We start from the raw sequence: 18641 nt of genomic DNA, 5'->3' as shown, positions 1-18641 counted from the left end.
GCGACCAATTACAAAGTACGAAATATGAATTATGAGATTATAATCGCGGCTTTGCCGCCTTGCTTTATCTTGTAATTCGTAATTCATAAATCATAGTTATCGAAGATCATGAAGTGGGTTTTAGCTGTTTTTGGTAAGGCTGGTTCTGCCTACATCGCCGACGAGGTGGATAAGTACGTCAAGCGTCTCCGTGGGGGAGCCATCCCTCTGGAGGTGGTGGAACTTAAGGAATCCAAGCTGGATGACCGCGTGCAGTCTCTGGCCCAGGAGGCAGCCCTTTTCGAGAAGAAGTTCCCTAAGGGCGAGTTCAAGCGTGTGATTCTGTCTGAAGAGGGCAAGCTGATGGATACGGTAAAGCTTTCCGATACCTTGCGGGACCGTTTCCCTGGGAACGTGGTGTTCTTGATAGGATCTGCCTATGGCATTGACGAGAACTTGAAGAAGTCTGCCGACATGCTTCTCAGTCTATCTCCATTGACTTTTACCCACGATCATGCCCGCATCATTACGGCGGAACAGCTGTATCGGGTGCAGATGGTGATGCAAAACCACCCTTATCATCACCGCTAGCGCTAGAATCATTCAATAACCTCTTGTAGGCGCAAGCTCTCGCTTTGTTGGTGGTCTTCCTTACATAAATTTTTTTTTAGAAAAAACGATTCAATCGCTTTTTTTTCATTTATATTCCTGTGTATGGGTAACGAAATTTTTGAAAATCATTACGAATATTTTCTTGCTCAAAATGAACGAGAGAAAAACGCTCTTTTCTGCCGCATTCTTTGGCTTTGCTGTTTGGTTGGTCCGGCCATTGCCATTGGTGTTTTATTGGGTGCCTTCCCTGAAGTGACCTTTGGCGCATGCTTGCAAACATTGCTGGTAACACTCGCCTTCGCCGTTGGTCATACGATTCTTTTTAAGTTCAAGCCAGAAAGCCCTGTTATCAAGTATATCGGCTTGATAGGAACTCTTGTAACGATCTACACCATGTGTGTAGAGAATATTGGCGTCTATCTTACCTACTTCTTTGTTCCCCTGGTAAGCTTGCTTTATTGTAGTCGCAAGACCTTTGTTTCCATAAGTATCCTTACCTACATAATGCTTCTGCTGAGTAACTGGCAAATCGCGGAGTATTCTGCAAACCTGCGCGTTGATATTGATGCTGTTCCCTGGTTCATTGGCCGCGTGGGTGGAGAAACCATCGAGTTCCTGGTAATGTTTGCTGGAGGCTGGGTTATTAACGGAGTCATGAACAAGTATCTACGTACCATGTACTTCAATGAGGTCAGCCTTTCAAAGACCGAGCGTGAAGCCTATACGGATCAGCTGACCGGTCTTTGGAACCGTCGCTATATTGACCTGGCATTTGACAAGTACGTGGTTGTTCAGCATAATGTTGGCGCGCTTCTTGTTGTGGATATGGACCATATGAAGTTTGTCAATGATTCCTACGGTCATCTTGAAGGGGACCGTGCCCTTAAAATTCTTGCCGATACTATGCGAAAAGTTTTTGCAAAATGCGAGTCGGCTACGATTTGTCGTTTTGGTGGTGATGAATTTGCAGTGCTTTTGCCTTCTGTTCAAACGGTAGCGGATTTGACCCTGCATATTAGCCAACTTATTTCGAAAGTGGACGAATCGTTCTGCAACGATGAAAAGTTGAACGCGATCAACATATCCGTGGGTGCCGCCTTCATCAACGATTTGGACATGAGCTACCAGACTGTGTTTGATCGTGCAGACAAGGCTCTATACGATGTCAAGAATTCAGGTAGAAACAGCTACCAAATCTACATGGACGTGTAATATAAAAGGTGTTTTCTTCTTAGCAGAAAACACCTTTTTTCTTTTTTTCTAAATTTGCCGAGGAAAGTTTGAACCGATGTGCCGCCTTGACGGTGCAACTCCAGGCAATTATATGAACGAAGAAATTTCTAAACGCCGTACATTCGCTATCGTCAGCCATCCTGACGCCGGTAAGACTACTATCACCGAAAAGTTCCTGTGGTACGGTAACGTCATTCGCGAAGCGGGCCATGTCCGCGCCAAGTCCAACCGCAGCTACACTGTTTCCGACTGGATGAAGATTGAACAGCAGCGCGGTATTTCCGTTTCCAGCTCTGTGCTGAACTTCCCCTTCGAAGGTTGCATGTTCAACCTGGTGGATACCCCGGGGCATCAGGACTTCTGTGAAGACACCTACCGCGCCCTTACTGCCGTGGATGCAGCCCTCGTGCTTATCGATAGTGTGAACGGTGTGGAAAAGCAGACCATCCGCCTTATGAACGTCTGCCGCATGCGCCACACTCCTATCATTACCTTCATCAACAAGATGGACTTGGACGGCCGCCATGTGCTGGACCTGCTGGATGAAATCGAGAACATCCTGAAGATCAAGGTGGCGCCTTTCACTCTGCCCATTGGCGTAGGTAAGCTCTTCAAGGGTGTGTACTCCATCGCCGACAACACCTTCCACACCTTCAACAAGGAAGAAGGGGAGCAGCAACTCATCCAGATGACCGGCCCCGATGATCCCCGCCTGGTGGAAATATGTGGTGAGAACTGGGTTGAACAGTTCAAGGAAGAATACGAAATGGTCACTGGCGCCATGGATCCCTTCGATCACGAAAAGTTCCTGAAGGGGGAGATGTGCCCCGTGTTCTTTGGCTCCGCCGTGAACAACTTCGGTGTTCGTCAGCTGCTTAACGCCTTTGCCAGCTTGGCCCCGCCGCCGCTGGTCCGTGATACCGACAAGCGTCCCGTGGACCCCGGTGAAGAACCTTTCAGTGCTTTCGTCTTCAAGATCCAGGCCAACATGGACCCCAAGCACCGCGACCGTACTGCGTTCCTGCGTATCTGCTCCGGAAGCTTTACCCGTGGCGAAAAGGTTTTCCACGTGCGTACCGGCCGTGAAATCCGTCTGGCTGCGCCCACCGCATTCCTCGCCAAGGATAAGGAAGTCATCGACCATGCCTGGGCTGGCGACATCGTGGGCATTAACGACCCGGGCCTGTTCCGCATTGGCGATACCCTTACCGATGGCGAAAAGATGAACTATACCGGCATTCCCGACTTTGCCCCGGAACACTTCGCCCGCGTGACCTTGCTGAACCCGTTGAAGAGTAAGCAGATGGCCAAGGGCCTGGCTGAACTTTCCGAAGAAGGTGCTACCCAGCTGTACGAACCCATGAAGTCCGCCATTCCTGTGATCGGTGTGGTGGGTGAGCTGCAGTTCGATGTGCTGAAGTTCCGCCTCCAGAGCGAATATGGCGCCGATGTGTCCCTTGACCGCGTGCCCGCCCACGGTATCCGTTGGGTCAATGGCCCCGAAAAGGATGTGGCCAAGTTTGCCGAAGAGTATGCCATGGACTGCATGTTCGACAAGGAACGTAACCTGGTTTGCCTGTTCCCCAACGAATATCGCCTGAATTTGGCCATGAAGAACTACGAAAGCCTCACTTTCGCTGAAACTTCCCAGGGGTAGTGTTTAGCATAAAGTTTAAAGGATAAAGTTTAAAGGTCTTTTCTTTATACTTTAACCTTTCATCTTTTCGCTATTATATATATTTCAGTCATATATTGCGGACGGACCCCGTCTGCCAGACTTTTAACATCTAAAAGGAATACTATGAAACGTCTCTCTATTCTCGCCATGTCCATTTGCGTAGCCGGCCTTGTTGCTTGCAACCAGGCTTCCGCTGGTGGTTCTATGAACCAGCAGGCTAAGCTCGAAGCCCTCGAAAAGAAGGTCGCCGAAATGGAATCCAACCTGGAAGCCGTGGGCTACATTCTCGAAAAGCGTGCTGGCATGTCTATCGAAGATGCCAAGAAGGAAATGGAAGAGGCAAACAAGGTTTGGGACATTCCTGTTGATGACAGCCCGGTCTTTGGTGCCGAAAATCCCAAGCTCACCATCGTAGAATTTACCGAATTCCAGTGCCCGTACTGCTCTCGTGTAGCTCCGGTCATGCAGGAACTCAACAAGAAGTACCCCAACGAAATCAAGTTCGTCTACAAGCACTTCCCGCTGTCCTTCCACCCCAATGCCCGTCCGGCTGCCGCAGCTGCCATTGCCGCACAGAAGCAGGGCAAGTTCTGGGAATACCGCTATGCTCTGGCACCGCACTCCCGCGAACTGGGTGACTCCATCTACGTCGAAGTGGCTAAGCAGGTCGGCTTGAACATTGAACAGTTCAACAAGGACCGCGAAATGACCGACGAAATGAACGCTCGTATCCAGAAGGACTTTGATCTGGGTGCCAAGGTCGGCGTTCAGGGAACCCCGAACTTCTACATCAACGGCAAGCGTCAGGATCGTTTCAGCGAAGAATTGGTTGAAAAGCTCCTGAAGGAAGCTAAGTAATCTGGTTTCGCCTGTATACACGACTTTGGGTCGTGTATGCTTTTTTGCGTTTAAAAAAACATAAATTCAAACTAAACTACACATAAACAAAAGGATGCGACATATGATGAAGCGTACATTGACTGCTGCAACCATCGCTGCTCTCAGCTTTGGTGTGACAGCTACAATGGCTCAGCCGAAAGCACCTCGCGTAGTTCCTTACAAGTTCTTCGACGAACAGTATCGTCCCGGAGGATTTGACTACGCATACGGTGGCAAGAGCAAGGGTATCACCATTACTAAGGATGGTGGTTATAAGTCCAAGGCTGCCCTGAACATTAAGCTCGACCCCAGTGAATATTCTGGTGCTTCTGTTTGCTTGTACAACGAAACCTTCGACCTGAACAAGTTCATGCTGGATTCCCGCATTGAATTCATGATCAAGGGTAAGAAGGGTGGCGAACAGGTAAAGATCGGTCTCCTCGATGAAGAAGTTTCTGACGGCAAGAAGACCCAGGTCGTTCTTCCCATGAACAAGTACATCGAAGGTGGCGCTGTCACTACCGATTGGAAGAAGGTTTCCATTCCTCTCGTAGACTTCCCGGACCGTGGTCTCTACTGGGACAACACCCGTAAGTCTGAATTCCCGGCTCGTATCGACTGGGACAAGATTGCTGAAATCCGCTTCTCCATCGACAAGAGCGGTGCAGGCGATTTCGAAGTCTGGGTTGACAATATCGAAGTTGTCAAGGGCAACAAAAAGGCCAAGCCCAAGGCTAAGATTGTTTACTGGGACGAAAACAACGACGTTATCGACGGCCCGAAGAACCCCGAAAAGCTGGACGGCAAGGTTAAGCCCGTTGCAAACGGCACCTTCTACTCCAACGGCCTCAAGGGCTTCAGCTACAGCTACGGTGGTCTCTCCGCTCAGCGTGAAGCAGACTCCAAGACTGCTGGTAACCCGAACGTTCTCGCTCTCTACATCGATAACAACGACTGGTCCGGTGTGACCTACTCTCTGGGCGAAGGCAAGTACATCGACTTGTCCAAGGTCCGTAACAAGGGTGGTCTCTACTTCTGGATCAAGGGTAAGCTCGGTGGCGAAAAGGTATACGTTGGTATCCTGGACAACCAGGGCAACGATATCAAGAGCCAGACCAAGATTAGCCTGAACGACTGGATCGAAGGCTCCAAGGTTGGTACCGATTGGAAGCTGGTCAAGATTCCTCTGAAGAAGTTCGGCGACAAGGGTAAGGCTTGGGACGCTAACAAGCAGGCCGAAGTTGCTAAGGATATCCAGTGGAACAAGATCCAGGAAATCCGCTTCTCTGTTGGTAAGGGCGAAAACCAGGGTGAACCGGGTAAGCCGGCTCCTGTGACCATCTTCGTCGACCAGATTACCTTCACCGAAACCATCGACTGGGTTGACCCGGATATCAAGTGGGACAACTGGAAGTCCAAGGCTCCGGACATGGTCATCTCCGACTTCGAAGGCAAGTTTGCTAAGGATAAGTGGGAACCCTCCTTCGGTCCTAAGTCCAAGGCCGAAATCGAAATGCCGTTCAAGTCTGCAAAGCTCGATGGCAATTCCCTCTTCATCAAGCATTTCGAAATGTCCGACTGGGTTGACTTCGTTCTCGACTTCACCAAGAATGGTGCAAACCACGACGCTAAGGGTCGTGACTGGACCAACCACTGGGGCATTATGTTCGACGTCTACTCTGAACGTGCATGGCAGTCCATCACCGTTCAGATCGGCGACGCTGGTAACGAACTCTTCGTTTCCAACACTGGTGTACCTCGCGGTCGTACCACTGTGATCGTTCCGTTCCGTACCTTCAGCAAGTTCCCGTACTACCAGCCGCCTACCGCTAAGGAAAACGGCGTGTTCGACCTGAAGGGTGTCGTTTCCCTCGACTTCAAGCCGGGTGGAGAAGGCTCCAATGGTTCCTTCGAAATCGACAACATCAAGTTGACCAACCAGAAGGAAGTCAAGCAGGCTGATCGTCCGGCCGTTGTTAAGGTTGACGTTAAGGGTTCTTCCGATGTCATCAACCCGGAAATCTCTGGCGGCCTCTTCGGCATCAACGCTGCCCTTTGGGATGGCGACATGCTGGACAACAAGAAGTTCAAGACCCAGACTTGGGAATATGCAAAGCGCATCAACCACGGCATTATCCGTTACCCGGGTGGTCTCCGTGCTGATGACGACCACTGGAAGGAAATCCTCGACAACCACGACTGGATGGTCGATACCGACGAATTCCTCGCATGGTTGAAGAAGACTGGTTCTAACGCTATGTTCACTGTGAACTTCGGTTCCGGTACCGAACAGGAAGCTGCCGCTTGGGTCAAGCACACCAACATTGACAAGAAGGCCGGCATCATGTACTGGGAAATCGGTAACGAAGTCTACGGTAACTGGCATCCGTACTACGAAAAGTATGGTAAGGACGGCGGTACCATTTATGGTAAGCGCGCTCGTAAGTTCATCGAAGCCATGAAGAAGGTTGACCCGACCATTAAGGTTGCTGTGCTCGGCGTTCTCGATGGTGCTTGGAACGACAACGTTCTTAAGGAAACTGCTGATATTGCTGACGGTCTTATCGTTCACCACTATCCGCAGCACTTCGGTGAAGAAAACGACTTCGCAATGCTCTCTGCTCCGCAGGACCTGACCCCGATCTACAGCCGTCTGCACAAGACTGTTGACAAGTGGTCTAAGGGTAAGGACAAGAAGATCGAACTCTGGCTCACCGAATGGAACTCTGTTGACTTCAACCCGGGTCCGCAGACCATCGCTCTCGAAAACGGCCTGTTCGTCGCTGACTACCTCGGTATGCTTGCAACTGAAAATGTTGACAACGCTCAGTACTGGGATATCCACAACGACATCACTCCGGAAGGCGGTGACTACGGTTACCTGACCCGTTCTGCAGAAGAATGCATGAACTGCCCGCGTCCCAGCTACTGGGCATTCCAGATGGCTTCTGACGCTCTCCGCGGTAAGCTCCTGAAGACCACCATCACTGGTGACAAGGAATCCCTCCTCACTACTTACTACACTGAAAATGGTAAGAAGAAGAGCCTCCTCGTGATCAACAAGAGCCCCTACAGCGATTACGAATTGAAGCTGGATATCCCTGGCTTCAAGGGCAAGGCCAAGATGCAGACTTTGGACAAGACTTCCGAAAAGCTGAAGGAAGGCTGGGCTAACGATCCTTCCAAGAAGGCTAAGGACGTTGACCTGTCCAAGCCGGTCAAGGTTGGCAAGCGCACTGTTAACTTGATCGTTCTCGACAAGTAATTAGCGAAACGCAAAATGCTTAAAGAATCCCTCGCAGCGATGCGGGGGATTCTTTTTGATATAAAAGACTGCGGGTTTAAAATGCAGTCTTTATAGAGAATGAAGAACTATAATGAGAATGCGAAAAAAGACCTCGCGTTTTGCGAAGCCTTTTTAACTTCGATTGTCCTATTTGAACTTATCGTTCCAGCTTGAAGAATACGGCTCCCAGGGGCGGGACCTGTACGTTCAGACTCTGAGCGCGGTTCTGCCAGGGAATGTCCTGTGTCCAGACTTCGCCGAAGTTTCCAACGTTGGAGCCACCGTAAGCGCTTGCGTCGGTATTGAAGATTTCCTTCCACTTGCCCTTGGTGGGGGCGCCCAAACGATAGTCGTTGCGGACCACCGGAGTGAAGTTGAAGACGCAGAGGATTTCGTTGCCGTGGTCATCCTTACGGACAAAGCTTACGATGGAGTTGTCGGCGTCATCGCACCAGATCCATTCGAAACCGGTATGGTAATGGTCAATTTCCCAGAAGGGGGCGTTGTCCTTGTAGATGTGGTTCAAGTCCTTCATCATGGCGAGGATCTTGCCGTGGCTATCCCAGCTGACCAGGTGCCAGTCCAGGGAGCGCTTTTCGCACCATTCACGGAACTGACCGAATTCGTTGCCCATGAAGTTCAGCTTCTTGCCCGGATGTGCGTACTGGAAGGCGTAGGTCAAACGGAGGTTTGCAAACTTCTGCCAGTTGTCGCCAGGCATCTTGCCCAGCATGGAACCCTTGCCGTGAACAACTTCGTCGTGGCTGAACACCTGGATGAAGTTTTCGGAGTAGGCGTACACCATGCTGAAGGTGAGGCTGTTGTGGTGATACTTACGATGGATGGGCTCGTGCTGGATGTAGCTGAGGAAGTCGTTCATCCAACCCATGTTCCACTTGTAGTGGAAGCCCAGGCCGCCTTGTTCAGGAGGACGGGTGATGCTGGGGAAGCTGGTGGATTCCTCGGCAATGAGGATTGCGTGGGGAGCCAGGCGGCCCATCACAGAATTCAAGTGCTTCAGGAATTCAAGAGTGTCGTAGTTGATGTTGCCGCCATCCTTGTTGGGTACCCATTCGCCGGGGCCCTTACCGTAGTCAAGGTACAGCATACTTGCAACGGCGTCTACGCGGAGGCCGTCGCAGTGGAATTCCTTGAGCCAGTACATTGCGTTTGCAATAAGGAAGTTCTTGACTTCGTTGCGGCCCAGGTTAAAGATGTAGGTGCCCCAGTGGGGGTGTTCGCCCTGGCGGGGGTCTGCGTGTTCATAGCAGGCGGTGCCGTCGAAGCGGCCAAGGGCGTGGGCGTCCTTGGGGAAGTGTGCGGGAACCCAGTCGATGATCACGCCGATTTCGTTCTGGTGGCAAAGGTCCACGAACTTACGGAACTGGTCGGGAGTGCCGTAGCGGCTGGTGGGGGAGTAGTAACCGGTAACCTGGTAACCCCAGGATTCATCCAGCGGGTGTTCTGCCAGAGGCAGGAATTCCACATGGGTGTAGCCCATTTCCTTCAGGTAAGGAATGAGGGTTTCTGCCAGTTCTTCCCAGTTCAAGAAACGATCCGGATCTGCGGGGTCGCGACGCCAGGAGCCGGCGTGGACTTCGTAGATGTTCATGGGGCTGCCAAAGACCTTGGTAGCGGTATGGGTCCACATGTACAGGTCGTCGCCCCATTCGTAACCATCCAGGTGGGTGGTGATGGAGGCGGTTGCCGGGCGCACTTCGGAAAGCTTTGCCAGCGGGTCCACCTTCACGTGGAGGTGGCCGTCGGCGCCGTGGATTTCGAAACGGTAAAGTTCGCCTTCGCCCAGGTTCGGGATGAAGATTTCCCAAATGCCGCTGGAGCCAAGCATGCGCATCTGGTGGCGGCGGCCGTCCCAGCTGTTGAAGTTACCGATGACGGATACGGCCTGTGCGTTGGGAGCCCATACGGCGAAGTGGATGCCCTTGAAGCCCTGGTGTTCAACCAGGTTGGCGCCCAGCTTGCGGTAAAGTTCGTAGTGAGTTCCTGCGCTGATCAAGTGACGGTCAAAGTCGGACAGCACCGGAAGGAATGCGTATGGGTCGGTAAGCGTATATTCGTTACCGTCGTTCTGACGGATAATCAGATTGTAGAAGAAGGGCTCGTATTCCTTGTCAAGGATTGCTTCAAAGAAGCCTGTATCGCCAATCTTCATAAAGTCAAATTCGAATTCGCCGTCGCAGGATTCGCCACGGATAAAGCTTGCCTGGGGCTGATAGGTGCGGATAACGGTCTTTACGCCCTTGTCGGTATTCAGGGGGTGAATGCCGAGGATCGAGAACGGGTCCTTGGTCGTGAAGTTCCAGATAGCCTGCATATCGTCAGACGTCAAACTGGTAAAATCATTCCATTCCATGTGTAAACTCCAATTTTAATCAATATAAATATAAGTAAAACATTTTTTGATTGTTGCCAAAAACCTTAAAATAAAATGGATTTTTCATTTCATATTGGAGTATTAGGGGACGAGTCTCATTGACGATGAAAGCCTGATTATTCGCGAATTTTGCTTGATGATATTACTACATTTGTAACCATGTATAAGCGTGTTCTAACCATTCAGGATATATCCTGCTTCGGGCAATGTTCTTCTACCGTAGCTTTGCCGGTGATATCCGCCTGCGGTATTGAGACCGCGGTGATGCCGTCCGCTGTTCTTAGCACTCATACGGGCCGTTTCCGCGGCTACACCTTCCGCGACTTGACCGACGACATGCTGCCGATCAGGGACCACTGGGTTCGGGAGGGAATCAAGTTCGACGCTTTCTATACAGGCTATCTTGGAAGCGTTCGCCAGGTGGACATTGTCCGTGAAATCATGGCCACGACAGGTAACCCGGGCTCCTTACGCATCGTGGATCCGGTTTTGGCCGATGCGGGCAAGCTTTACGCCGGTTTTGACATGAAGTTCGTTGAAGCCATGAAGCGCCTCTGCGCCGAAGCCGATGTGCTTCTGCCCAATATCTCCGAGGCCTGCTTCCTGACTGGCATGGAATATACGGAAGTCTACGACAGAACCTTGATTACCGAACTTTGCAAGCGTCTTTGTGATTTGGGTGCCAAGTGCATTGTCATGACCGGCATTGGCTTCAGAGATGGCTATACCGGTGTTGCAGTGTTTGAAAACGGGGTGCTTGAACATTATGAGCACAAGAAGGTGTCCATGTGGTGCCATGGTACCGGAGACCTTTACGCCTCTGCTTTTACAGGCTGTATTATGCGAGGCAAGTCCAAGATGGAAGCTGTCAAGATTGCTGCAGACTTTACGTTGAAGAGTATCGAGAATACCTATGGAGACGAAGAATCCCACTGGTATGGTGTCAAGTTTGAAACCGCACTTCCCACGTTGATTGATTCCCTGAGGTAGCAAATGGCAATTGCTTTCGAAGAAAATCCCAAGGCCATGAAGTTTACGAAGAGCTTCAAGGTTACTCCCGAGATGATCGATGATAACAAGCATTTCAACAACGTATGGTCTGTACAGTGGATCCAGGACATTGCCATAGCCCATTCCGAGGAAAAGGGTGGCATGGCCCTGATGCGTCAGCTTGGCGCAGGCTGGATGATCCGTACCCAGCACATTGAATACAAGAATCAGGCGTTCCTTGATGATGAAATTATCGGGACTACCTGGGTGGATGGCATGAGCAAGTTGGCCAGTCTTCGTAAAAGCCAGTTTGTTCGAGCATCCGATGGCAAGGTCATCTTCGAATCTGAGACAACCTGGGTCTTTATGGACATGACCAGGGGCCGTCCCATGGCCATTCCCGCAGAAATGTGGGCTGTTTACCAGGAAAACCCCTGATTTAAAGCTCAATCCGCATTATTTTTTTTTATCCCTTATACAAAAGGGATTTTTTGTTTTATATTCGTATTGTATCGATTGGTTTACAATATGAAGTTACTGTATTCCTTGTTTTGCGTTGTTTTGTTGACAGTGTCGGTGCAATCCGCCACTCTTGCTGACCTGGCTGTTCGAAATTGTGAAAGTTTCAATGAATATTCCAGTCGTCTAAAAATGGTTGCCGATAGTATCGCGGCCGTGGATGCGCAAATCCAGAAAGTTACCAATACCGTTGTTTCCAGTTTGCCTCCTTTGGAACCCAAGGGGGAGTTTGAAAAACTTGCTGATTATGAATCCAGAAAAGCGGACTACGACGCATTCGTCAAGTCTAAGGTGGAAGGCCAGATTGCTGGTTACTTGATGTACAAAAACGAGTGCGAAGTCATCTACAAGAAAATCGTTGAAATTCAAAGTCAGGTGCTGGCAGATGCTATGGCCTCCGGAAATGGAAACGTAAGTCCCTTCTCTGCGGAAGGTGAAATAGACTTGGATGTCTTGCTGAAGCCAACCTCCAAGCATGTGGATGAGTATGAACGTCGCATCCAAATTATTGAGGAACGAATTGAGAATACGGATAAGGAACGCGAGGTCCTGTTAACTCGGTTTCTGGATTCCTATCCCCGTTTGAATCCCAAGGAAGATCTTGAAACAGAACAGGAATTTGTTGCAAGGCGAACTGTATGGCAGCAAACAGGAGACAGTCTCTATTCTTCTCTGCTGAAACGGTGCGATGCTTATCGAGAGAGACTTGTGCTGGGTATATCCAAGTTGGAGGGGTTCATTAACGAGGTTCGTTCCCTTCATCTTTGGACTTATGCAAAGGATGCTTCCGTAGTTCTTGGCAACTATGATTCCGAAAAGGAAGCCTTTGAGTTGAACGTCTTGGATACATTGAACCCGGAAGTCCCGTTTGCCTATGCCGGCTGGCTGTATATGCCTATTGACAAGGCAAAGGACTTTGATCGAACCCTGACTGGATTCGATGTTCGAGTGGAGTTCTTTAATGATCCGTTGCATACGGATCATGGGGACCTTTATGCCGGCGTTATTAAGATGGATTTGACCCATCCGAGTTTTGAATTTGATTACTGCGGAAAATTCATGATTCTTGATTATTCTCATGAAGAAGGTTTTGAGCAGTGGAAAAAACGCATCAAGAAGATGCGTAAGAATCTAAAGTGAACGAGGGAATTATGAAGAAGTTCTCAAAGTTGTCAATCTGTGTTTTGTCTGCATTCGCCTTTTCTATGGGACAGACTCCTGCACCAGCACCTGTTGCGCAGCCTGCACCCGTTGCCCAGCCAGTAGCAGCTCCTCAGCCTGCTCCGGCACCAGCCCCTGTGGCGCAGCCGGCGCCTGTTGCCCAGCCAGAAGCAGCTCCTCAGCCTGCTCCGGCACCAGCCCCTGTTGCGCAGCCGGCGCCTGTTGCCCAGCCAGAAGCAGCTCCTCAGCCTGCTCCGGCACCAGCCCCTGTTGCGCAGCCTGCACCTGTTGCCCAGCCAGAAGCCGCTCCTCAGCCCGCTCCTGCACCAGCTCCTGTTGCGCAGCCTACACCTGTTGCCCAGCCTGTAGCCGCTCCTCAGCCCGCCCCTGCACCAGCCCCTGTTGCGCAGCCTACACCTGTTGCCCAGCCTGCTCCGGTATTTGTTCCTGACGCCGCTCCGGAACAGCTTCCTCCGTCTAAGCGTGAACCGATCCGCTATGTCCCCAGTGCAAGTATTGTATGTCCTGCGCCTGCTGCTGTTGTCAAGGGTTCCAGCGCTTCTGCAACTGCAGTACCGAATGCTGCGAATCAAGTTGCTGTTGCAGGCATTCCGTCGATGCTGACTCGTTCTGAACACGGGTTCTTCTCCAGTATCCGCATGGCCGTTACTATAAACCCCTATGTTTTGTATCCTAATTCTCCGTACTATCTGGAAGATGTAGAAGGAAACGGACTCGTTCTTAGAGGGTCCGCGGACGCCTTCTTCCTTGCGGGATATGAAAATGAATGGAGAATGGCTCTTGGCGTGGGCGGAGTTTTTGCAGCCAACCTCAATTATACCAACTTTGGGTATCTTGATGGAGCCATCATGCCTGCGGCCCAAGTTGAAGCGGGTTTCCCCTTTATTGGTTTTCGTCAGACCTTGGCCTGGCATATTGATGGAAGTTCCGTCTTAAGTACGGTTTACAGGACTGGAGCCTATATCAAGTCTGGATTCCTTGGTCTTGAAGGTGGCTATTCCATCATCACTAATTTTGGTCAAGGCCCCTATATTTCCCTATTCTTTGATATTTAGCCAACTGCCCGATTTTTTGTCGGGAAATATTATACATTGTTGGTATGGCTAGCATAATTGAATATAAAGGCATGAAACCTGTTCTTGGAGAACGGGTTTTCTTGGCTGAGGGAGCCCGTCTTATCGGTGACGTTGAAATCGGGGATGATTCCTCTGTTTTCTACAACGCAGTCATCCGTGCGGACCTGGCAGAAATTCGTATCGGTTGCCGAACCAATATCCAGGATAACGTGAGCGTACACTTGTCCAAGGATGTTGGGGTCCATATCGGAAATGAGGTCACGGTTGGTCATAACGCAATTATCCACGCCTGTGATATCGAGGATAATGTCCTAATCGGAATGGGAGCCATTGTCATGGACGGGGCCCGGATTCGCAAGAATTCCGTGGTTGCCGCAGGGGCCTTGGTGCCTCAAGGCAAGGAATATCCCGAAGGAAGCCTTATTGTTGGGGCTCCGGCAAGGGTTGCCCGTACACTAACCGACGAAGAAATTCGTAAATTTCACGATGGTGTTTTGCATTACATAGAAGCAAAGGATGAGCTGTTAAAGGCTCAGCAACGGTAACGCAAAAGGGTAGTTCGTGTACAAGTTTGTTTTTCTGATCAATCCCATTAGTGGCGGCGGCCAGGGCAAGACCATTTTTCAGTTCTTGCCAGAGATCATGTCGTCCATGAATTACAAGGAGGACCAGTGGAAAGCTGAGTTCACCATTCATGAGGGTATGGAAAAACAGATTGAAGATGCTCTCGCATGCACCGAAACCTTGATTGCCGTAGGTGGCGATGGAACGGTGTCTTCCGTGCTGTCTGTAATGGTTGCCTCCGACTATGCAAAGTCTGTCAAGATTGGCCTCATTCCCTTGGGAACAGGTAACGACCTGGCCCGAGTATTGAACTTGTACAAGCCCTATGTGGATAAGGGACTTTTGTTCCTTGTGCGTAGGCTTCTGCTTGCCAAGTCCCGCCCCTTCGATATTTGGAAGGTCAATGGCAAGATGGCCTTTGCCAATTATTTCTCCGGTGGAATTGACGCTAGAATCGCCCATGACTTTAATCAGGATCGCTCTGAGGGCGCGTTCAACTCCAATTCCGTGATTGCAAATCGAATTCACTATGTGGATCGTTTCTTTGCGGATAGGAACTATAAGTTGAAGCAGGCAAAGGTATCCTTTGTCGATGCTGATGGTAAGGAATATTCTCAGGATCTTTCTGGTCATCGAACTGTCATTGTGGGGAATATCCCCAGCTTTGCCGGTGGCTCAAGGCCTTTCTATAAGTCCGACATGGCAGATTGCCTGCTGGAAGTGGTTTGCGTTCCCAACATGTTGATGTTCCTGTTGGCCATTGCAATCGGTTCTGTTCCTGTGGTGGGAAATCTTGTGAAGAAATACTTCTTGATTTCTCGAAAGGCGAAGTCCCTGAAGATGGAATTTGCAGAAGATGAATTCCTGCAGCTGGATGGTGAAGATTTAAGTGGCAAAATTGGTGGCCAGGTTCAGATTGACTATGCTTGCCAGGTTCAGATTCTTGCCCTGGGGGAATGATGCATTCCGTCAAATTGCAAGAAATATTAAATGACGTTGCATCATCTTCTGTCGCAAGTAGCGTCGCGTCCTCTTCTGTTGTCATCCTGAGCGAAGCGAAGGATCTAGTGCTTTCCGGTTTTGCCTCCCTGGAAAAAGCAGGCCCTGCAGACGTCAGCTTTTGGACAGGGAATGTCAAGAGCATTACGGGGGCTAACGGATTTTCTGCGGCGGATTTGGCAAAGTGCGAGGCCGGCGTATTATTTGTTCCAATGGGTACCGCGCGAGAAATTTTCCCCAAGGTCCGCTGCCTGGTTCCTGTAGAAAATCCCTATCACGCCATGGTCTGCTTTCTGGAAAAGTACGGAAAAGACCTGGTGGACGTGCCGCGAGATTCGTCGGGCAAGGCGGTTGCCGAGATTGATCCCACGGCAGAAATTGGCCCCGGCTGCGTTGTAATGCCCGGCGCAAGGATTGGTGCCCGCTGCCGCCTGGAAGCAAACGTAGTGATTTACCCCAACGTTGTTGTGGGGGAGGGCTGCATTTTTCAGGCAGGCGTTGTGGTCGGTAGCCGCGGTTTTGGCTTCTATGAATACCAGGGCAAACGTCGCATGGTGCCCCATGTGGCAGGAGTCCGCATTGGCGACAACTGCAGCTTTGGCGCAAACACCGTGGTGGCCGCCGGATTTATTTCGCCCACCACCATCGGGAACGATTGCCATTTCGATGCCATGGTGCAAATCGGTCACAACTGCGTTCTGGGAAACAACATCTACATGGCCGCACAAACTGCATTAGGCGGCACCACTATCGTAGAAGATGATGTGAACATTGCCGGCGGCGCAAAGGCTGCTGGCCACCTTACCATCGGTCGCGGCGCCATCGTCACCGCAAAAGCCGGCGTCACCAAGAGCGTTCCCGCAGGCCGCACCGTAGCAGGTTTCCCCGCCATCGACGCCGATGTCTGGCGCAGGCAAATGGTGGAACTCCGCATGATGGCAAAAAAGAATCTGAAGAAATAATTTTTCATTATCATCTTTTGACATTTATTTTTTAGTACATTCTTTTTAGACAGACAATGGTTGCTGAAGGCAATGACCATAAATGGTCGCTGCTCTCGCTTTAGGTCGCGTTCTTATATCCCATAGATAGGCTACAAATGCCTGAAATGGTGCGTGTAGGAATACGGCCTTTTTTTGTTTGTGAAAATCTTGACAGTTTGTAGCCGAATGGCTACATTAAGGAGGAATAAGAAGGAACTGAATAATGGGTAAGGTTAAAGTTACGGATTTGGATGTTGCAGAATTCTTGGATACAGAAGAGTCTGTTAAACTTTTTTTGAAGGAGGCTCTTGCTGAAAATGATCCTGTGTTTTGGCAACATTGCGTTAGCACTGCGGCTCGATCAGCGGGTATGGCGAAAATTGCTGAGAAATCTGGGCTGAATCGTGAAAGTCTTTACAAGGCAATGAAGGAGGATGCTCATCCTCGCTTCGATACGGTAATGCGGGTTTTGAACGCAATGGGACTTCAACTTTCTTTGAAGATTGTGCCCGAAAAGAAAGTGCGAGCAAACGTTGTCGCTGAAAAGCGTGCAAAATACAAAGCGAAGTAAGTTATATTATCTTTGTTCCTAAGTTATGACCAACGCTCAGCATTTTGAATTTGAATCTCCGTCCTTGAGCTATAGGAATGCCAAGGTGACGGTGGATGTTCTGGAAAGGGATCCTACCCACAAACCTCGTGTGGTTTGGAGTGTGGACGGTCGCGAAGTTTACCGCACGGATCTCTGCAAGATTTTTTCTGACTTGAAGTTTGGCGCTGCACGTACGGCAATTTATTCTTACGAGGATGAGAGTCGTGCTCATGCGGTGGGGCTGAATGCTGGTGCTATTGCCGGCCCGGAACATCTGGCTCCTGTATTCCTGATGTGGCCTGGCCGCAGGTTTAACGTGAACTTGGTTCGCGGAACAGCCGCTGATGATGCAGCCGGGAAAGCCGCAGGTCGGAGCATCGCTGGTCAGAACGTCGCGGAAGTTCCCCTGATGGATGGTTCTGCAGCGCCCTTCTTCTATGGCCTGCGTCGAGCAGCGGGGGAGCCGGAAGCCCTTGTGTTTTATGATGCTCCTGTAAAGGCCGAATGGGATTTGACGGCGAAGGCTGCCGACGGTTCTGAACGCACTTTCGGTCATGTTCGTATTTGCCCTGCAGAAACTTTTGAGGTGGAATATGTTCTGGACCGCAGCAAGAGTCGCGGGGATGCTTGCGACCTGCAGTCTGCCGCCGCTGTCAGTATTTATTCGCCGGAAAACTTGTTCCAGATTTTTATGGCCCGCACCTTCATTTCTGCCGAGGAATTTGAACAGGCAAAGGCCAATGGCCTGCTGGGCGGTGTAGATGAATCCTGCGGCATGCTGCTGAACCGTTGCGACGGTGCAAAATGTTCCAAGGATTTTCGTGTGGCAAACGAACCTGCCATGCATAAAATACTAGATTTAATTGGCGATATCACATTTATCTGTCCGGCTCTTCCCAGAGTCCGAATCGAAATCACAAATGGTGGGCATGTTTCCCACCGACAAATCATGGAGAGGTTAATTCCCTATGTCTCTGCTGGACTCTTTGAAAAAATCTGATAAAGAAGGCGTTCTCTACGGCGAAGATGTTTGCCACGAAGTTCTTCCCCAGAAGTTCCCCTTTGCTTTCGTTGACGAAATCCTGGAACTGAACGTTGGTGATGGCACTGCTGAAAATTCGCCTTCTCTGGTGGGCCGCATGCACGTGACTGGCGAACAGGATTTCTTCAAGGGTCATTTCCCTGGCAATCCGGTGATGCCCGGCGTGATCCAGATTGAATCTATGGCTCAGGCTGCAACGCTCCTTACCATGATTGCTATGGAAGAAAAGACCGTGGGCAAGCGCCCGGCTTTCATGGGTGTGGAAAACTGCCGCTTCCGCAAGGCTGTGATTCCTCCCACCGATATCATTTTGAAGGTTCGCCTCACTGACCTTCGCATGGCTCGCCGCGGCATCTTCAAGTATGCCGGTCAGGTGTTCATCGGTGAAGACCTGGTGACCGAAGCTGAATTCAGCGCTGCAATGGTTTAGTGGCTTGCCGCGCGGGAATGCTGTTTCGTTAACGGCGTTACGTCATCCTGAAGGATCCAGTACATAAGTAAAAAAGAGGATTGTCATCAAATGACAGTCCTTTTTTGGTATCTTCGTTTTTATGGAGAAGGGTGCGCAAGATAGAATTGCTGGAAAGCGTGAATCCAACATGGAGGGATTTGTATTTTGATTTGTTCTAATT

General features: G+C 50.3%; 15 protein-coding genes and 2 pseudogenes. 16 read left to right on the top strand and 1 reads right to left on the bottom strand.

The features are described from left to right. The first annotated feature begins 108 nt into the window (after positions 1 to 108). The 5 genes from MJZ26_08005 to MJZ26_07985 all read left to right on the top strand — a co-directional run bounded on the left by MJZ26_08005 (position 109) and on the right by MJZ26_07985 (position 7646). Positions 109 to 570: a 23S rRNA (pseudouridine(1915)-N(3))-methyltransferase RlmH gene (locus tag MJZ26_08005; protein ID MCQ2105719.1), complete on the top strand. Its 462-nt coding sequence runs from the start codon at positions 109 to 111 to the stop codon at positions 568 to 570. A 123-nt stretch (positions 571 to 693) separates the two neighbouring features. Further along, entirely contained in the window at positions 694 to 1803 is a 1110-nt protein-coding gene (locus MJZ26_08000) for a GGDEF domain-containing protein (protein MCQ2105718.1), read from the top strand. A gap of 112 nt (positions 1804 to 1915) precedes the next feature. Continuing rightward, entirely contained in the window at positions 1916 to 3481 is a 1566-nt protein-coding gene (locus MJZ26_07995) for a peptide chain release factor 3 (GenBank protein ID MCQ2105717.1), read from the top strand. A gap of 144 nt (positions 3482 to 3625) precedes the next feature. Beyond that, on the top strand, positions 3626 to 4360 hold the full coding sequence (locus MJZ26_07990) for a thioredoxin domain-containing protein (GenBank protein ID MCQ2105716.1): 735 nt from the start codon (positions 3626 to 3628) through the stop codon (positions 4358 to 4360). A 103-nt stretch (positions 4361 to 4463) separates the two neighbouring features. Beyond that, on the top strand, positions 4464 to 7646 hold the full coding sequence (locus tag MJZ26_07985) for a carbohydrate-binding protein (protein MCQ2105715.1): 3183 nt from the start codon (positions 4464 to 4466) through the stop codon (positions 7644 to 7646). 178 nt (positions 7647 to 7824) lie between these two features. Here MJZ26_07985 and glgB read toward each other — a convergent pair whose 3' ends face one another. Beyond that, positions 7825 to 10041, bottom strand: a complete 2217-nt coding sequence (gene glgB, locus MJZ26_07980; GenBank protein ID MCQ2105714.1) for a 1,4-alpha-glucan branching protein GlgB — start codon at positions 10039 to 10041, stop codon at positions 7825 to 7827. Between the two features lie 180 nt (positions 10042 to 10221). Between glgB and MJZ26_07975 the strand changes: the two genes are divergently transcribed. The 11 genes and pseudogenes from MJZ26_07975 (at position 10222) to MJZ26_07925 (ending at position 18439) form a co-directional block, all read left to right on the top strand. Beyond that, complete coding sequence (locus MJZ26_07975; protein ID MCQ2105713.1) at positions 10222 to 11052, top strand: pyridoxamine kinase; 831 nt, start codon at positions 10222 to 10224, stop codon at positions 11050 to 11052. A gap of 3 nt (positions 11053 to 11055) precedes the next feature. Beyond that, positions 11056 to 11490, top strand: coding sequence for an acyl-CoA thioesterase (locus tag MJZ26_07970; GenBank protein MCQ2105712.1), 435 nt, complete (start codon positions 11056 to 11058; stop codon positions 11488 to 11490). A gap of 90 nt (positions 11491 to 11580) precedes the next feature. Then, complete coding sequence (locus MJZ26_07965; GenBank protein MCQ2105711.1) at positions 11581 to 12711, top strand: hypothetical protein; 1131 nt, start codon at positions 11581 to 11583, stop codon at positions 12709 to 12711. 11 nt (positions 12712 to 12722) lie between these two features. Then, positions 12723 to 13808 (top strand): hypothetical protein, encoded by a 1086-nt coding sequence (locus MJZ26_07960; GenBank protein ID MCQ2105710.1) that lies wholly within the window; start codon positions 12723 to 12725, stop codon positions 13806 to 13808. A 44-nt stretch (positions 13809 to 13852) separates the two neighbouring features. Then, positions 13853 to 14374 (top strand): gamma carbonic anhydrase family protein, encoded by a 522-nt coding sequence (locus tag MJZ26_07955; protein ID MCQ2105709.1) that lies wholly within the window; start codon positions 13853 to 13855, stop codon positions 14372 to 14374. A gap of 16 nt (positions 14375 to 14390) precedes the next feature. Continuing rightward, positions 14391 to 15353 carry a diacylglycerol kinase gene (locus MJZ26_07950; GenBank protein MCQ2105708.1) on the top strand — a complete coding sequence of 321 codons (963 nt, stop codon included), beginning with the start codon at positions 14391 to 14393 and terminating at the stop codon, positions 15351 to 15353. A gap of 437 nt (positions 15354 to 15790) precedes the next feature. Then, a pseudogene (locus MJZ26_07945) lies at positions 15791 to 16021 on the top strand (UDP-3-O-(3-hydroxymyristoyl)glucosamine N-acyltransferase). 171 nt (positions 16022 to 16192) lie between these two features. Beyond that, a pseudogene (locus MJZ26_07940) lies at positions 16193 to 16354 on the top strand (UDP-3-O-(3-hydroxymyristoyl)glucosamine N-acyltransferase). Between the two features lie 244 nt (positions 16355 to 16598). Next, positions 16599 to 16946, top strand: a complete 348-nt coding sequence (locus MJZ26_07935; GenBank protein ID MCQ2105707.1) for a putative addiction module antidote protein — start codon at positions 16599 to 16601, stop codon at positions 16944 to 16946. Between the two features lie 25 nt (positions 16947 to 16971). Next, positions 16972 to 17967: a UDP-3-O-acyl-N-acetylglucosamine deacetylase gene (locus MJZ26_07930; GenBank protein ID MCQ2105706.1), complete on the top strand. Its 996-nt coding sequence runs from the start codon at positions 16972 to 16974 to the stop codon at positions 17965 to 17967. Beyond that, positions 17954 to 18439 (top strand): beta-hydroxyacyl-ACP dehydratase, encoded by a 486-nt coding sequence (locus MJZ26_07925; GenBank protein MCQ2105705.1) that lies wholly within the window; start codon positions 17954 to 17956, stop codon positions 18437 to 18439. Before MJZ26_07930 ends, MJZ26_07925 begins: the two co-directional genes overlap by 14 nt. Positions 18440 to 18641: the final 202 nt, after the last annotated feature.

It is taken from the genome of Fibrobacter sp. (assembly GCA_024398965.1).
GTDB lineage: Bacteria > Fibrobacterota > Fibrobacteria > Fibrobacterales > Fibrobacteraceae > Fibrobacter.
The sequence above is the reverse complement of the archived record's forward strand: the minus strand, read 5'-3'. Positions and strand labels throughout refer to the sequence as shown.